Below are 15,726 nucleotides of genomic sequence, written 5' to 3' on the forward strand. Positions count from 1 at the left end.
CATCGAAGCGTCACGCTAGGATGGCTTCAAGATCGGCGATAGGTGAGGGGCCGATCGGGGCACGGGTGAAGCGCATGACCACTGAGACCCTGATGATCCAGGTCGAGGCTGCCGGCGAGGAGGGCGCGCCGTCGCTGCGCCAGCAGCCGGAGCGCTTCATGAACCGCGAGCTCTCCTGGCTCCAGTTCAACCGCCGGGTCATGGAAGAGGCTTCGAATCGCAGCCACCCGCTGCTGGAGCAGCTGCGCTTCCTCTCGATCTCCGCGAACAATCTCGACGAATTCTTCATGGTCCGCGTCTCCGGCCTGCGCGAGCAGCTCAAGGCTGGTGTCGTCACGCGCAGCCAGGACGGCCTGACGCCGGCCGGCCAGCTCGTCGCCATCGGCGAGGCGGTCGCGGCGCTGACCGCCGACCAGCAGGCGCGTTGGGCCGAACTGCGCCATGACCTGCACGAAAACCGCATCCACCTGCTGCAACCCGGCGATATCGCCTCGCAGGACCGAATCTGGCTGGAGGACTACTTCCTCAACTACATCTTCCCGGTGCTGACGCCGCTGGCGATCGACCCGGCGCACCCCTTCCCCTTCATTCCCAATCTCGGCTTCACCATCGCGCTGGCGCTGGAGCGCAAGCATGACGGCCGCCAGCTCGACGCGCTGATCCGCGTGCCCACCAAGATCGACCGCTTCATCGAACTGCCGGACCTGGCGCGTGAGGGCCTGCACCGTTTCATCGCGCTCGACGACGCGGTCTCGCTGTTCATCAGCAAGCTCTTCCCCGGCTACGAGGTGAAGGGCGCGGGCTCCTTCCGCATCATCCGCGACTCCGACCTCGACATCGAGGAGGAGGCCGAGGACCTCGTCCGCGTCTTCGAGACCATGTTGAAGCAACGCCGCCTCGGCGTCGTCATCCGGCTCGAGCTCTCGATCGGCATGCCCGATCACCTGCGTCGGATGATCGTGCGCGAGCTCAAGGTCGACAGCGACGAGGTCGTCGAGGTCAACGGCATGATCGGCCTGAACGAGCTCTCCCAGCTCGTCGGCGTCGACCGGCCGGACCTGAAGTTCAAGCCCTACAATGCGCGCTTCCCCGAGCGCATTCGCGAGCATGGCGGCGACTGCTTCGCCGCGATCCGCCAGAAGGACCTGCTCGTCCACCACCCCTACGAGAGCTTCGACGTCGTCGTGCAGTTTCTGCAGCAGGCGGCGCGCGATCCCAATGTGGTCGCGATCAAGCAGACGCTCTACCGCACCTCAGCGAACTCCCCGATCGTCAAGGCGCTGACGGAAGCGGCCGAGGCCGGCAAGTCGGTCACCGCGCTGGTCGAGCTCAAGGCCCGCTTCGACGAAGAGGCGAATATCCGCTGGGCCAAGGAGATGGAGCGCGCCGGCGTCCAGGTCGTCTACGGCTTCATCGAGCTCAAGACCCACGCCAAGCTCTCGCTGGTCGTGCGCCGCGAGGCCGGCCAGCTCGTCAGCTACTGCCATATCGCGACCGGCAACTATCACCCGATCACGGCGCGCATCTATACCGACGTCTCCTTCTTCACGGCCGATCCGGTGATTGCGCAGGACGTCGCCCGCATCTTCAACTTCATCACCGGCTATGCCGAGCCCGCCGGGCTGGAGCGCATGGCGGTTTCGCCCACCAGCCTGAAGCAGCGCCTGCTCGCCGATATCGCCGAGGAGGTCGCCCATGTGAAGGCCGGCCGCAAGGGCGCGATCTGGGGCAAGTGCAACTCGCTGGTCGACCCCGAGATCATCGACGCGCTCTATGACGCCAGCCAGGCCGGCGTCGAGATCGATTTCGTCGTGCGCGGCATCTGCTGCCTCAGGCCCGGCGTGCCCGGCCTCTCGGAGAATATCCGCGTCAAGTCGATCATCGGCCGCTTCCTCGAGCACACCCGCATCTACGCCTTCGGCGCCGGCCACGGCATGCCCTCGCCCAAGGCCAAGGTCTATATTTCCTCGGCCGACCTGATGCCGCGCAATCTCGACCGGCGGGTCGAGGCACTGACCCCGATCCTGAATCCGACTGTGCATCAGCAGTTGCTGGATCAGATCATGTTGGCCAACCTGCTCGACAACGAGCAGAGCTGGACGATATTGCCCGATGGCGGCTCGCGTCGCATTGTCCCTGCGCCGAACGAAGAGCCGTTCAACGCGCATAAGTACTTCATGACGAACCCGAGTCTGTCCGGACGTGGAAAATCGCTCTCCAATTCAAGTCCCCGCGCCCTCTCGCGCCGTGGGGGACGCAAGGCCTGAGCTCAGGCATGCTCCGGGGCGGCTCGCGTTGTCCCATACCATCGCCATCGTCGATATCGGCTCGAACTCGGTCCGTCTCGTCGTCTACGAGATGCTGGCCCGCGCCCCGTCGCAGGTCTTCAACGAGAAGGAGATGGCGGGGCTCGGCCGGCAGGTCGCCTCGACCGGTCGCCTCGCCGACGATGCCGTCGCCAAGGCGATCAACGCGCTGGTGCGCTTCCGCATCCTCTGCGAAGCCATGCATGTCGGCGAGCTTCGCGTCATCGCCACCGCCGCCGCGCGCTATGCCAGCAACGGCCCCGAATTCATCGCCCGCGCCGAGGCGGCGATTGGCCAGCCGATCGAGCTGATCTCGGGTGGGCGCGAGGCCGTGCTCTCCGGTCTCGGCGTGATCTCGGGCTTCGACAGCCCGGACGGCGTTGTCGGCGATCTCGGCGGCGGCAGCCTGGAGCTGATCTCGGTCAAGGGCGGCGCGGTGGGGCAGGGCGCCAGCGTTCCGCTCGGCGGCCTCGCCCTGCTCGATCGTTCGAAAGGCTCGCTCAAGGCGGCAGAGAAGATCGTCAAGGACGAGCTCGACAAGCTGCCACAGCTCGCCGCGATGAAGGGGCGGGATTTCTATGCGGTCGGCGGCACCTGGCGCGCGCTCGCCACGCTTCATCAGCATCGCGCGGCCTATCCGCTGAACGTGATGCACGGCTACTCCGTTCCGACCCGCGACGTCGCCGATTTCGTCAAGCTGGTCGAGCGGGCAGATGTCTCGGTGCTCGACGCGATCGATTCGGTGTCCTCGGCCCGCCGTCCGCTCTTGGCCTATGGCGCGCTGGTGCTCGACGAGTTGATCAAGCGCGGCAAGCCGCGCGAGATCATCATCTCGGCGCAGGGCGTGCGCGAAGGGCTCCTGCATGAGCAGCTTTCGCCGGAGGAGCAGAGCGCCGACCCGCTGATGCAGGCCGCGCGCGATTACAACCTGCTGCGTGCCCGCGACCCGCGCCATGCGGCCGAACTGATCGCCTGGGCCCGCGGCATTCTCGAAACGGCCGGCCTGCCGCAGGACGAGCCCTCAGGCCGGATGATCGAGACGGTCTGCCTGCTCTCCGATATCGGCTGGCGCGCCCATCCTGATTATCGCGGCGAGCAGAGCATGAATGTCATCGCACACGCCTATTTCACCGGCATCGACCATGTCGGGCGGGCGTTCCTGGCGCTGACGATCTTCCATCGCTATGCCGGGATGAAGGCAAGCTCGCCGGCCGCTGCCGGCCTGAAGACCCTGCTGCCGCCGGCGGTCCTCGCGCGGGCGCTGCTGATCGCGGCGATCTTCCGCGTGGCCTACCTGCTCTCGGCCGGCATGGCGGGGATTCTGCCGCGCATCGCTGCGACCTGCGTCGACGACCGCCTGTTGCTGCGCTTCCCCGACGACCTCGCGGCGCTGGCGAGCGAGCGCGTCGAGGGACGGCTCAAGCAGCTTGCGAAGCTGCTCGGCCGCGATTTCGAGATCGGCGGGCTCTGAGGTCTTAAACCTGCGTCATGCTCGGGCTTGACCCGAGCATCTCTCCCAAGAGGGGCTCCCGATCCTCGTCCTGCCTGAGATTCTCGGGTCGAAGCCATGCTTCGCCCGAGAATGACGGCGAGGGGGAATCCGGCTCACCCCACCGCGCGCAGGCGGGCGAAGCCGGCATCGAGATCGGCCTTGAGATCCTCGATGTCCTCGAGGCCGATATGGATGCGGATCGTCGGCCCCTTGAAGTTCGGGTTCGTCGCGGTGCGGTAGTCCTTGCAGTCGAAGGGCAGGACGAGGCTCTCATAGCCGCCCCAGGAGGCGCCGATCCCGAACAGGGCAAGCCCGTCCAGCATCGCGCCCACCGCCTTCATCGAGACCGGCTTGAGTTCGAAGGTGAAGAGCGAGGAGGCGCCGGTGAAGTCGCGCTTCCAAATCTCGTGTCCCGGCGCGCCGGGCAGCGCGGGATGGAGGACGCGGGCGACCTCGGGACGTGCCTGCAGCCATTCCGCCATGGCGAGACCGGCCGGCATCTGCTCCTTCAGGCGGATCGCCATGGTGCGCATGCCGCGCAGGGTCAGAAACGCGTCTTCCGGCGCGACGATGAGGCCGAGCTGGCCCCAGGCCGCGCGCAGTTTCTTGTACAACTCCGGCGTGCGGGCCGAGACGGTGCCGATCAGCACGTCCGAATGGGCGGCGTAGTACTTGGTGCCGGCCTGCACCGAGAGATCGACGCCGAACCTGTGGCTGTCGAAGAACAGCGGCGTCGCCCAGGTGTTGTCCATCGCGACAAGGATGTCGCGCTCGCGCGCGGCGGCGACGATAGCCGGAATATCCTGCATCTCGAAGGTCTGCGAGCCCGGCGCCTCGGTCCAGACGGCTCGCGTGTTGGGCTTGAACAGCTTGGCGATGTCGGCGCCGACCAGCGGGTCGTAATAGGTCACCTCGACGCCCATCCGCTTCAGGAAGGTGTCGCAGAAGATTCGTGTCGGCCGATAGACGCTGTCCGTCACCAGGACGTGGTCGCCGGACGAGAGCAGGGTCAGGAAGGCCAGCGTGCAGGCCATCAGCCCCGACGGCGTCACGACGACGCCGGCGCCGCCCTCGATCGTGTTGGCGGCCGCCAGCAACGCATCGATCGTCGGGTTGCCGTCCGTGCCGTAGGTATAGCGCGCCTTGCGCACGAGGAAGTCTTCGGTATTCGGGTAGACGACTGTCGAGCCTCGTACGATAGGCGCATTGACAAAGCCGTAGCTGTCGGCCGGGTCGCGCCCGGCCAGCACGAGGCGCGTGCGCTCGCCGAGGCGCGCAAATTCAGGCGAAGTCAGCTTTTTCATGGGACGGCACGGCCAGAAAAGGGGAAAATCATGGTCAGGCTTGACCATGCCCCACAAACTCGCATGTGATATATGCAGGGAACAAGGGGCGGCTCATGCGTATGGCGGTTGCTTGACGCTCATGAGTCGCTCTGGCAATCGACTCGAGGATATGGGGACGCCGCACGAAAGCGGGGCGAACCGAGCGGCGAAAATGCTGCCGGCGGCGGGACCAGAAATATCTTCCGGCATCAGCCGGATCAGGGGTTCCAACGGGAGAGTACCGATGAAAAAGTTTGTAGCGGCCGCGCTTGCGGCGGGATTCGGTCTGGCGCTTTCAGCGACCGGGGCTTCGGCTCAGGCGACGCTGGCGCAGGTGAAACAGCGCGGCATCCTCAACTGCGGCTCGAACACCGGTCTTGCCGGCTTCGGCGTGCCGGACGCGCAGGGCAACTGGAAGGGGCTCGACGTCGACCTCTGCCGCGCCATCTCGGCGACGATCTTCAACGATCCCAACAAGGTGAAGTTCATCCCGCTTTCGGCCAAGGACCGCTTCACCGCGCTCCAGTCGGGCGAAGTCGATGTGCTCGTCCGCAACTCGACCTGGACGATGACGCGCGACGCTTCGCTCGGCCTGCTCTTCACCGGCGTGAACTACTATGACGGCCAGGGCTTCCTGGTCCGCAAGAAGCTCGGCGTGAACTCGGCGCTGCAGCTCAACGGCGCCTCGGTCTGCACTCAACAGGGCACCACGACCGAACTCAACCTCGCCGACTATTTCCGCGCCAACAATCTCAAGTACGAAGTTGTCGCCTTCGCCAGCTCGGACGAGACGATCAAGGCCTATGACGCCGGCCGCTGCGACGCCTTCACCACCGACGCCTCGGGCCTCTATGCCGAGCGTCTGAAGCTGACGAACCCCGACGAGCACCTCGTTCTCCCCGAGATCATTTCCAAGGAGCCGCTCGGCCCGGCTACCCGCAACAACGACCCGCAATGGTTCAACCTGGTGAAATGGGTCCATTTCGCCATGCTGAACGCCGAGGAGCTCGGCGTGACCCAGGCGAATGTCGACGAGAAGCTGAAGTCCGACAATCCGGAGATCAAGCGTCTGCTCGGCACCGAAGGCAAGTTCGGCGAGCAGGTCGGCCTGACCGCCGACTGGGTCGTCCGCATCGTCAAGCATGTCGGCAACTACGGCGAATCCTTCGAGCGCAATGTCGGCCAGGGCTCGCTGCTGAAGATCGCTCGCGGCCAGAACGGTCTCTGGACCAAGGGCGGCCTGCAATACGCTCCGCCGGTTCGCTGAGAGGTTGGCGGGGCGCCGGTCTGACCGGCGCCCCGTTTCACATTTGCATATCGAGGCGATCCCTGCTGGAGATACGCCCGATCTGAGTGCCTGGTTGCTGTATGGTGTCGCCGCTGCTGTCGTCCAGGGCCCGTCCGGCCATCGGAAAGGCAAATGTGCCGTCCCTCTTCGCGATGGCATTCGCCGCCATGCCCAGCCTCGCGCCCTCGCTGCCTGGCTTCGACGTCGATTTCTGCCGGGCCACCTCGATCTTCTATATTTCCCAAAAAAGCGAAGTTCGTTCCGCCCCGCTCAGAGGGCCGCTTCACGGTGTTTCGGACGGGTGATGACGATTTTCCGTCGCGAAACTCGGCCTGAATCGCGATTGGGCCTATCGCATCGCCCATCATGTCGGCGATTACCGTGAATCTTTTGAAAGAAACCTCGGTCGGGACTCGCCTCTGAAGACCGAACGTGGCCAGAATGCGAGGTGGACTCGGAGGTGGCTCGCCATCGCTCCGGCGATCCGCTCAGAGGACCGGGCGAGAGCCCCGTGCGCAAAATGAAACGGAGCCGGAAGGCTCCGCATGGGACGAAGGAATCAAGGTAAGGCTCGGGTGCTTGGCCCGGGACTTGCTGGCTAGCCGAGGGTGGGACGAACCCGCTCCGAACAGGGGAACCGCATGCAGATCATCATCGCGCCGGTGGCGGCCGGTGCCGGGTACCTGTCGCAGCGCAGGGCGCGGACTGGATCCGGGGGCTGAGGGAAGGGCGCACGGCCTGCCGCCGGGCGCCGTTCACGAAACCAGAAGAGTGGCACGGACAACAAGACGACCACGGCGCAACCGCATCGCCGCTGGATCGCCGGCCGCAACAAGCGAAGCAAAAAAAAGGGCGTGACAGGTGTCGAGCATTCCCCGCGAACAGGTAACACCCGGCAAGGCGTCGTTATTCTACGACCCGAAGATCCGCGGTTATGTCTATCAGGCCGCTCTGGTAGCGATCGTCCTCTTCCTGATCTGGTCGGCGGCATCGAACGCGATCGAGAACCTGCGCGCGCAGAAGATCGCCTCGGGTTTCGGCTTCTGGCACAATGCCGCCGGCTTCGACATCAATCAGAAGCTGATCCCGTTCTCCGCCTCGGGCGGCTCGACCTATGGCGACGCCTTCATCGTCGGCCTGCTGAACACGCTGCTGGTCGCCGGCCTCGGCATCGTCTTCGCGACCCTGCTCGGCTTCTTCGTTGGCGTTGCCCGGCTGTCGAACAACTGGGTCATCGCCAAGCTCGCGATGATCTATGTCGAGGTCATCCGCAACATCCCGCTGCTGCTGCAACTGTTCTTCTGGTACAACGCGGTGCTGAAGCCGCTGCCGAACCCGCGTCAGTCGATCGAGCTGCCGGGCGGATTTCTGCTCAACAATCGCGGCCTCTACATTCCCGATCCGCATCTGGGGCCCGGCGGGAGCCTGATCGTCTGGGCGTTCCTGATCGGCATCGTCGCCACCCTCGTCTTCCGCTCCTGGGCGCACAGGCAGCAGGAAGCGACGGGCCGGCAGTATCCGATCGGCTGGATCGCGCTCGGCCTGATCGTGGTCCTGCCCCTGCTGGTCTATTTCGTGACCGGCCGGCCGATCAGTTTCGTCTATCCGGAGCTCGCCGGCTTCAACCTGCGCGGCGGCATCCAGATCTTCCCTGAATTCGTCGCGCTGTTGATCGGCCTGACCACCTATACGGCGGGCTTCATCGCCGAGGTCGTGCGCGCCGGCATCCTCGCGGTGTCGAAGGGGCAGACCGAGGCCGCCCATGCGCTCGGCCTGCGCAACGGGCCGACGCTGAAGCTCGTCGTCATCCCGCAGGCGATGCGCGTCATCATCCCGCCGCTGACCTCCAACTACCTCAACCTGACCAAGAACTCGTCGCTGGCGGTGGCGATCGGCTATCCCGATCTCGTCCAGGTCTTCACCGGCACGGTGCTGAACCAGACCGGCCAGGCGGTCGAGGTCGTGGCGATCACGATGGCTGTCTATCTCACGATCTCGCTGGTGACATCGCTCTTCATGAACATCTACAACAAGCGCATGGCGCTGGTGGAACGGTGAGGGCTGCGCGATGACCGACGCAACGACCGAAAACTCACCTAACGCCTTCGTCCGCAGGGAAACCCTCCAGCAGGAGCCGGCGCCGCTTTCCGTCGCCGGCCCCCTGGCCTGGATCCGGGCGAACCTGTTCTCCAGCCCGCTCAACGCGATCCTGACGCTGCTCTGCGTCTGGCTCGTGATCGACACGGTGCCGGGGATGGTCCGCTTCTATTTCCTCGATGCGGTCTGGACCGGCGCGAACCGCGACGCCTGCCTCGCCGACAAGGTCGGGCGCCCGGTCGGTGCCTGCTGGGCCTATATCGCGGATCGCACCCAGTATTTCATCTACGGCTCCTACCCGGTGGCGGAGCGTTGGCGCGTCAACATCGTCTTCGCGATGTTCGCGCTCGGTGTCGTCTGGCTGCTTTGGAACAAGGCGCCTCTGAAGAAGGTCGGAGCCTTCTTCTTCTTCGTCATCCTGCCGACGAGCGCCTTCGCGCTGCTGCTTGGTGGAGAAAAGGCCGGTTTCGTCATCAGTTGGGCCCTTCTTCTTTCGGTGGCGGCGGTTGTCGTGCTTTTGATCCTGTCCGCTTATCCGGATTTGGTTGCAGGCCTGGTGGGAGAAGCCGCTCTGGTCTACGAAAAGGCCAAGCCGACGGTCGCAAGATTTTCCGGGCCGAAACGGCTCGCCTACACTGCTCTCGTGGTTTTCGGGCTCTTGGCGGTTGTTTCCTGGAAGCCGCCGGCGCCGAACGCCTTTGACGAGGCGGTGCTTTCCTTCGTCAATTTCCCGACATACCTGAAATACCTGTTTTATCGGCTCTGGATGAATGTCGGGCCGATGGCGTTCGGGCTGCCGCGCGTCGATACCGGCCTCTGGGGCGGCATGACCGTGACCTTCCTGATCTCGGCGGTCGGCATCGTCTTCTCGCTGCCGCTCGGCGTGCTGCTCGCGCTCGGCCGGCGTTCCAAGCTGCCGGCGATCCAGCTGCTCTCGGTGATCTTCATCGAGTTCGTGCGCGGCGTGCCGCTGATCACCGTGCTGTTCATGGCCAACACCATGCTGCCGCTCTTCGTGCCGCAGGAATGGTCGCCGGACCGGCTGCTGCGGCCGCTGATCGGCGTCGCGCTGTTCGCCGCCGCCTACATGGCGGAGGTGGTGCGCGGTGGCCTGCAGGCGATGCCGAAGGGCCAGTACGAGGGCGCGATGTCGCTCGGCCTGGGCTACTGGCAGATGATGCGCCTGATCATCCTGCCGCAGGCGCTGCGGATCGTGATCCCGGGCATCGTCAACACCTTCATCGGGCTGTTCAAGGATACGACGCTGGTCACCATCGTCGGCATCTTCGACTTCCTGCGCACCATCGAGGCGACGCTGATCGATCCGACCTGGGCGACGCCCACGACCCGGTCGACAGGCTACGCTTTCGCCGCCATCTTCTATTTCCTGTGCTGCTGGGGAATGTCGCGCTATTCGATCGCGGTCGAGAAGCGCCTCGCCGCCGGCCAAAAACGTTGAGAGGGACGACAACCATGGCAATGGCAGAAACCAAGACGACCGGCTCCCGCCCCGCGGCGCTGAAGCAGACCTCGCTGAACACCGCGACCGCTGTCGAGATGATCGGCGTGAACAAGTGGTATGGCGAGTTCCACGTCCTGCGCGACATCAACCTGAAGGTCGGCGGCGGCGAGAAGCTCGTGATCTGCGGGCCTTCAGGTTCCGGCAAGTCGACGATGATCCGCTGCATCAACCGCCTGGAGGAGCACCAGAAGGGCCAGATCGTCGTCGACGGCACGGAACTCACCAACGATCTCAAGAAGATCGACGAGATCCGCCGCGACGTCGGCATGGTCTTCCAGCACTTCAACCTGTTCCCGCATCTGACGATCCTCGAGAACCTGACGCTGGCGCCGATCTGGGTGCGCAAGATGCCGAAGAAGGATGCCGAGGAGATCGGCATGCACTATCTCAAGCGCGTCAAGATCCCTGAGCAGGCTCACAAATATCCGGGCCAGCTCTCGGGTGGCCAGCAGCAGCGCGTGGCGATCGCGCGTTCGCTCTGCATGAGCCCGAAGATCATGCTGTTCGACGAGCCGACCTCGGCGCTCGACCCCGAGATGGTCAAGGAGGTGCTCGACACCATGGTGTCGCTGGCCGAGGAGGGCATGACCATGCTCTGCGTCACCCACGAGATGGGCTTCGCCCGCCAGGTCGCCGACCGCGTCATCTTCATGGATGCCGGCCAGATCGTCGAGATGAACACCCCCAACGAGTTCTTCAAGAACCCGCAGCACGAGCGCACCAAGCTCTTCCTCAGCCAGATCCTGCACTGAGAAAAGAACGGTTCATCGAGCGATCGAAACGCGCCGGCCAGGCCGGCGCGTTTTTTGTTGGGTGACCGCTTCCGAGAATGTGCTGATTTTACACAGAAGCGCGGGTCATCCCGGCCGGAGCGAAGCGCAGAGCCGGGATCCATGCCTGAACCATGATCGGAAGCGCTCCGGCATGGATCCCGGGTCAAGCCCGGGATGACCCGCGTTTACGTGAAATGCCCTCCGTGCCGTCTATGGCGAGGGCGCTTACTTGCCGTCGCGCGCCTTCACCGCCTGGTCGGGGAAGTCCGAGAACAGCCCGTCGAGCCCAAGCGCGAAGAACGCCTTGTACTCAGCGCCCGCATCGCCCTTGAAGTCGGAGGCCAGGCGCTTCGGCTCGCTGCGGAAGGTCCAGCTGTGGACCAGAAGCCCGGCCGCATGGGCGTCCTTCACCACATTGGTCGGGGCGATCAGCGTGCGGTCGCGCTCGTCGATCGCGCCGTCGCCGTTCAGGTCCTGCGGCTTGCCATCAGCGCCGATGGTCTGCTTGGCACCGATCAGATAGGGCTTCCACGGCCCGACGCCGTCGGCATAGGTCGCGATCTCCTTCAGCCCCTCGGCGGAGAGCATATCCTGGAAGGTCCGCTTGTCGCCGAGCACGGCGAAGTCGTAGGGGCGATCGAAGGGCGCAACCAGCGTGACCTTGCCGTCCTTGTCGACGCCGTCGCCATCGACGAGCTGGACGAGGCGCAACTGCGTCTTCGGACGCAGGTATTTCAGGTTCGCGGTCTCGAAACTCTGGACGAAGACCGGGGCGGTCTTGTCGGTCCAGCCGGCGGCCTTGAGCATGTCGAGGAGCTTGTCCTCGAAGGCGAGGCCGAGCGCCGCATGATAGGTCGGGTGCTTGGTCTCGGGATAGATACCGATGGTCCGGCCGGTGCGGGCGCTCTCGGCCTTGGCGAGGTCGATCACCTCCTGGAAGGTCGGGATCTGGTACTTGCCGTTATGCGAGGGATCGCGGTCGGCGAAAGCCTGCTTGGCCTTCAGCGTCTTGATCTCGGCCGCGGTGAAGTCGTTGGCGAACCAGTCGGTGGTGTCGACGCCGTCGACCTTGCGGGTCGTCTTGCGATTGGCGAATTCCGGGCGGTCGGCGACATCGGTCGTGCCTGATAGCATCGGCTCATGACGGACGATGAGCATGCCGTCCTTGGTCGAGACGAGATCCGGTTCGATGAAGTCGGCGCCCTGCTGGATCGCGAGCTTGTAGCCCTCGATCGTATGCTCAGGCATGTAGCCGCTGGCGCCGCGATGGGCGATGACGAGCGGCTTCTGGCCGGAGAGCGTCGGCGCGGCCTGCGCAAGCGCGGCCGGGGCCTGGAAGGCCAGGGCGGCGAGGAGCGTCGTCGAGAGAAGGAGGTTCTTTGTCATAATTGGGCCCAGCCTCACGGAAATGCGGGCGACCTTAAGAGGGCGGATATGACACGGCCATGAAGGCGGGTGCTCGGATTTGAGGGAGCTTATGGCGCTACCGAAACAAAAAACCCGCCCCGGCAGAGGCCGGCGCGGGTTTCGTGGTCGCTGACGCGAATGAGGCCGGCCGGCCGTTTCGGCGCAGCCGCCCCGCGCAATCTCAGCGGCGGTTCTCGAGGGTGGTCTTGGCGTCAAGGCGCTTGGAGGCCGGCGGGGTGTAGTCCGGCTGCTGCTGGGTGGCGCAGGCCGCGAGGCCCAGCGCGACGAGGCTCAGGATGACGATGCGGCTGGCGCTTTTCATGTGAGTGTATCCCAATGGCCGCGACATGCGGTTGCATCGTCTTTCCGCATGTGGAACGACCGCGTCAAGAGTGTGGCGCCGGGGCCTTCATGTCGCTGCGTCATGCTTGAATCGGTCGAAACTTGTTCGACTCCGTCTTTGCGGCGTTCCGGAATGCGTCCGACGCCAGGATTGAAGCGTCATGACCCCAGCCGCCCGGATCAGCGCCGCCATCGAGGTACTCCAGGATATCGTCGAGCGTCGCCGGCCGGCCGCCGATTCCCTCAAGGATTGGGGGCTGTCGCGCCGTTTCGCCGGCTCGAAGGACCGGGCCGCTGTCGCTTCGCTGGTCTATGACGCGCTGCGGCGCAAGGCGTCCTCCGGCTATGCGATGGCGTCAGAGACGCCGCGCGCGCTCGTCCTCGGCATGCTGGCCGGCCTGCGTGGCCTTGGCGTCGCCGAGATCGCGGAACTCTGCTCCGGCGAGAATCACGCCCCACAGCCCCTGAGCGATGACGAGACCGCGTTGCTCACCGCCTTCTCTGTCGAGGGCGCGCCCGATTGGGTGCAGGCCGATGTGCCGGAATGGCTCTGGCCGTCGTTCCGGACGGGCCTCGGAGAAGCTGCGATCGCCGAGGGCGAGGCTCTGGCCGCCCGCGCGCCGATCGACCTGCGCGTCAATCGTCTCAAGGCCGGCCGCGACGCCGTGCTGAAGGACCTCGCCCATCTCCAGCCGGAGCAGGGCCCCTGGTCGCCCGATGCCTTGCGCTTCCAGCCCGGCCATGACGGCCGCGGCCCCTCGCTCCAGACCGAGCCGAGCTTCTTCGCCGGCGCCTTCGAGATCCAGGACGAGGGTTCGCAACTGGTGACGCTGCTGGCCGGCGCTCAGCCTGGCCAGACCGTGATCGATCTCTGCGCCGGGGCAGGGGGCAAGACGCTGGCGCTGGCCGCGCTGATGGCCAATCGCGGCAGCCTTTATGCCACCGATCTCGACAGCCGCCGCCTCGCGCCGCTGCATGACCGGCTGGCGCGTTCCGGCGCCAGCATCGTCGAGGTCCGCATTCCGCGCTCGCGCGGCCACGAGCCCTTCGCCGATATCGCCGGCCAGGTCGATCTCGTGCTGGTCGATGCTCCCTGCACCGGCTCCGGCACCTGGCGGCGCAACCCGGATGCGAAATGGCGGGTGCGCCCCGGCGCTCTCGCGGAGCGCATCAAGGACCAGGCCGAGGTGCTGGCGCGCGCCGCCAGGCTGGTGAAGCCGGGCGGCCGTATCGCCTACATCACCTGCTCGGTGCTGCCGGAGGAGAATGACGAGGCGATCCGCGCCTTCCTCGGCAAGCATCCGGGCTTTTCCGCCATCGCACCGATCGACGTGCTCAAGGGCGCCGAAAGCGACTTCTCTCTGCTCGCCCGGTTCGCCACGACCCACGGCCTGCAGCTCTCGCCGCGGCGTACCGGAACGGACGGGTTCTATCTGGCCTGCCTGACGCGCGGGGGCTAAGCCGGCCGCGGGCGTTGCGCGCGCCCGCGCGATCCATGCTTTACAGCCGCATCGGATTGATCCGAAAAACGGGTTCCACTTTTCGGTCCGATGCTCTAACGGGACGCGATGACGAGCGCTCAGCCCCATCACGACTCCATCCTCATCATCGATTTCGGCTCGCAGGTGACGCAGCTGATCGCGCGGCGCATCCGCGAGATCGGCGTCTATTGCGAGATCGCCCCGTTCCAGTCGGCTTCCGAGGCCTTTGCCCGCATGAAGCCGAAGGGCGTGATCTTCTCCGGCGGCCCCGCTTCGGTGCCGGACGAGGGCAGTCCTCGCGCTCCCGAGGCGGTCTTCTCGGCGAACATTCCGCTGATGGGCATCTGCTACGGCCAGCAGACCATGGCGCATCAGCTCGGCGGTAAGGTCGAGGGTGGTCACGCCGCCGAGTTTGGCCGGGCCGATGTCGAGATCGTCACCCCCTCCGCGCTGTTCGAGGGCGTCTGGGAAGAGGGCGGCCGCTATCCGGTCTGGATGAGCCATGGCGACCGGGTCACGCAGCTTCCGGCCGGCTTCACCGTCAAGGCGACTTCCGAGAACGCCCCCTATGCCGTGGCGAGCGACGAAGAGCGGCGCTTCTACACCACGATGTTCCACCCTGAGGTGGTCCACACCCCCGATGGCGGCAAGCTGCTGCGCAACTTCGTCGTCGAGATCTGCGGCTGCAAGCCGGACTGGAGCATGTCGGCCTATCGCGCCGAGATGCAGAAGAAGATCCGCGAGCAGGTCGGCACCGGCCGCGTCATCTGCGGGCTCTCCGGTGGCGTCGACTCGGCCGTGGCGGCTGTGCTGATCCATGAGGCGATCGGCGACCAGCTTACCTGCGTCTTCGTCGATCACGGCCTGATGCGGATGAACGAGGCGGAAGAGGTCGTGCGCCTGTTCCGCGATCACTACAACATCCCGCTGGTCCATGTTGAGGCCGAAGAGCTTTTCCTCACCGAGCTTGCCAAGTGCGGTGCCGATCCGGAGGCCAAGCGCAAGACCATCGGCCGGCTCTTCATCGACGTCTTCGACGCCGAGGCCGCCAAGCTCGGCGGCGCCGATTTCCTGGCGCAGGGCACGCTCTATCCCGACGTGATCGAGAGTGTCTCCTTCTCCGGCGGACCTTCGGTCACGATCAAGAGCCACCACAATGTCGGCGGCCTGCCCGAGCGCATGAAGATGAAGCTCGTCGAGCCGTTGCGCGAACTCTTCAAGGACGAGGTGCGCGTGCTCGGCCGCGAACTCGGCCTGCCCGAGGCCTTCGTTGGCCGCCACCCCTTCCCGGGGCCGGGCCTCGCCATCCGCTGCCCCGGTGAGATCACCAAGGAGAAGCTCGACATCCTGCGCAAGGCGGATGCGATCTATCTCGACGAGATCCGCAAGGCCGGCCTCTACGACGTGATCTGGCAGGCCTTCGCCGTGCTGCTGCCGGTGCGCACCGTCGGCGTGATGGGTGATTACCGTACCTACGACCATGTCTGCGCCCTGCGCGCCGTGACCTCGGTCGACGGCATGACGGCGGACTTCTATCCCTTCGACATGAATTTCCTTGGCCGCGCAGCGACCCGCATCATCAACGAGGTCAAGGGCATCAACCGCGTCGTCTACGATGTGACCTCGAAGCCCCCCGGCACGATCGAGTGGGAATAATTCGGGCCTATCCGAACGCCGCCGATACCCGCCGATT

Annotated in this window: 12 protein-coding genes; 8 read left to right on the top strand and 4 right to left on the bottom strand. The window is 65.4% G+C overall.

The window, feature by feature from the left end; translation table 11 throughout:
* Window positions 1-92 precede the first annotated feature (92 nt).
* Both Q0Q02_RS13570 and ppx read left to right on the top strand, forming a co-directional pair.
* Window positions 93-2,267: an RNA degradosome polyphosphate kinase gene (locus Q0Q02_RS13570; protein ID WP_293810243.1), complete on the top strand. Its 2,175-nt coding sequence runs from the start codon at window positions 93-95 to the stop codon at window positions 2,265-2,267.
* Between the two features lie 28 nt (window positions 2,268-2,295).
* Window positions 2,296-3,777 (top strand): exopolyphosphatase, encoded by a 1,482-nt coding sequence (gene ppx, locus Q0Q02_RS13575; RefSeq protein ID WP_293810224.1) that lies wholly within the window; start codon window positions 2,296-2,298, stop codon window positions 3,775-3,777.
* A gap of 134 nt (window positions 3,778-3,911) precedes the next feature.
* Here ppx and metC read toward each other — a convergent pair whose 3' ends face one another.
* A complete protein-coding gene (gene metC, locus Q0Q02_RS13580; protein WP_293810226.1) occupies window positions 3,912-5,102 on the bottom strand; it encodes a cystathionine beta-lyase in 1,191 nt (396 codons plus the stop codon).
* Between the two features lie 265 nt (window positions 5,103-5,367).
* On the opposite strand from metC, the gene Q0Q02_RS13585 reads away from it, so the two are divergent.
* Window positions 5,368-6,390, top strand: a complete 1,023-nt coding sequence (locus Q0Q02_RS13585; protein ID WP_293810228.1) for an amino acid ABC transporter substrate-binding protein — start codon at window positions 5,368-5,370, stop codon at window positions 6,388-6,390.
* A gap of 37 nt (window positions 6,391-6,427) precedes the next feature.
* Here Q0Q02_RS13585 and Q0Q02_RS13590 read toward each other — a convergent pair whose 3' ends face one another.
* Complete coding sequence (locus tag Q0Q02_RS13590; protein ID WP_293810230.1) at window positions 6,428-6,634, bottom strand: hypothetical protein; 207 nt, start codon at window positions 6,632-6,634, stop codon at window positions 6,428-6,430.
* Between the two features lie 647 nt (window positions 6,635-7,281).
* On the opposite strand from Q0Q02_RS13590, the gene Q0Q02_RS13595 reads away from it, so the two are divergent.
* The 3 genes from Q0Q02_RS13595 to Q0Q02_RS13605 all read left to right on the top strand — a co-directional run bounded on the left by Q0Q02_RS13595 (window position 7,282) and on the right by Q0Q02_RS13605 (window position 10,782).
* Window positions 7,282-8,469: an amino acid ABC transporter permease gene (locus Q0Q02_RS13595; RefSeq protein WP_293810245.1), complete on the top strand. Its 1,188-nt coding sequence runs from the start codon at window positions 7,282-7,284 to the stop codon at window positions 8,467-8,469.
* A gap of 10 nt (window positions 8,470-8,479) precedes the next feature.
* Window positions 8,480-9,967, top strand: a complete 1,488-nt coding sequence (locus Q0Q02_RS13600; protein ID WP_293810232.1) for an amino acid ABC transporter permease — start codon at window positions 8,480-8,482, stop codon at window positions 9,965-9,967.
* 98 nt (window positions 9,968-10,065) lie between these two features.
* Window positions 10,066-10,782, top strand: a complete 717-nt coding sequence (locus tag Q0Q02_RS13605) for an amino acid ABC transporter ATP-binding protein (RefSeq protein ID WP_293810246.1) — start codon at window positions 10,066-10,068, stop codon at window positions 10,780-10,782.
* Window positions 10,783-11,028: 246 nt separating this feature from the next.
* On the opposite strand, the gene Q0Q02_RS13610 is transcribed toward Q0Q02_RS13605, so the two are convergent.
* Entirely contained in the window at window positions 11,029-12,189 is a 1,161-nt protein-coding gene (locus tag Q0Q02_RS13610; RefSeq protein WP_293810234.1) for a glycerophosphodiester phosphodiesterase, read from the bottom strand.
* 202 nt (window positions 12,190-12,391) lie between these two features.
* Window positions 12,392-12,532 carry a hypothetical protein gene (locus tag Q0Q02_RS13615; protein WP_293810236.1) on the bottom strand — a complete coding sequence of 47 codons (141 nt, stop codon included), beginning with the start codon at window positions 12,530-12,532 and terminating at the stop codon, window positions 12,392-12,394.
* A gap of 181 nt (window positions 12,533-12,713) precedes the next feature.
* Here Q0Q02_RS13615 and Q0Q02_RS13620 point away from each other — a divergent pair, with 181 nt between their 5' ends.
* Both Q0Q02_RS13620 and guaA read left to right on the top strand, forming a co-directional pair.
* Complete coding sequence (locus tag Q0Q02_RS13620; RefSeq protein ID WP_293810237.1) at window positions 12,714-14,012, top strand: RsmB/NOP family class I SAM-dependent RNA methyltransferase; 1,299 nt, start codon at window positions 12,714-12,716, stop codon at window positions 14,010-14,012.
* Between the two features lie 108 nt (window positions 14,013-14,120).
* Complete coding sequence (gene guaA, locus Q0Q02_RS13625) at window positions 14,121-15,689, top strand: glutamine-hydrolyzing GMP synthase (RefSeq protein ID WP_293810239.1); 1,569 nt, start codon at window positions 14,121-14,123, stop codon at window positions 15,687-15,689.
* Window positions 15,690-15,726: the final 37 nt, after the last annotated feature.

It is taken from the genome of uncultured Allobosea sp. (genome assembly GCF_945956895.1).
Taxonomy (GTDB): Bacteria; Pseudomonadota; Alphaproteobacteria; order Rhizobiales; family Beijerinckiaceae; genus Allobosea.

Coding starts and splice junctions, on each gene's coding strand:
- Q0Q02_RS13605 (WP_293810246.1), top strand. CDS start 10,066: ATGATCGGCGTGAACAAGTGGTATGGCGAGTTCCACGTCCTGCGCGAC.
- Q0Q02_RS13610 (WP_293810234.1), bottom strand. CDS start 12,189: ATGACAAAGAACCTCCTTCTCTCGACGACGCTCCTCGCCGCCCTGGCC.
- Q0Q02_RS13600 (WP_293810232.1), top strand. CDS start 8,480: ATGACCGACGCAACGACCGAAAACTCACCTAACGCCTTCGTCCGCAGG.
- Q0Q02_RS13570 (WP_293810243.1), top strand. CDS start 93: ATGATCCAGGTCGAGGCTGCCGGCGAGGAGGGCGCGCCGTCGCTGCGC.
- Q0Q02_RS13620 (WP_293810237.1), top strand. CDS start 12,714: ATGACCCCAGCCGCCCGGATCAGCGCCGCCATCGAGGTACTCCAGGAT.
- Q0Q02_RS13615 (WP_293810236.1), bottom strand. CDS start 12,532: ATGAAAAGCGCCAGCCGCATCGTCATCCTGAGCCTCGTCGCGCTGGGC.
- guaA (WP_293810239.1), top strand. CDS start 14,121: ATGACGAGCGCTCAGCCCCATCACGACTCCATCCTCATCATCGATTTC.
- Q0Q02_RS13585 (WP_293810228.1), top strand. CDS start 5,368: ATGAAAAAGTTTGTAGCGGCCGCGCTTGCGGCGGGATTCGGTCTGGCG.
- metC (WP_293810226.1), bottom strand. CDS start 5,102: ATGAAAAAGCTGACTTCGCCTGAATTTGCGCGCCTCGGCGAGCGCACG.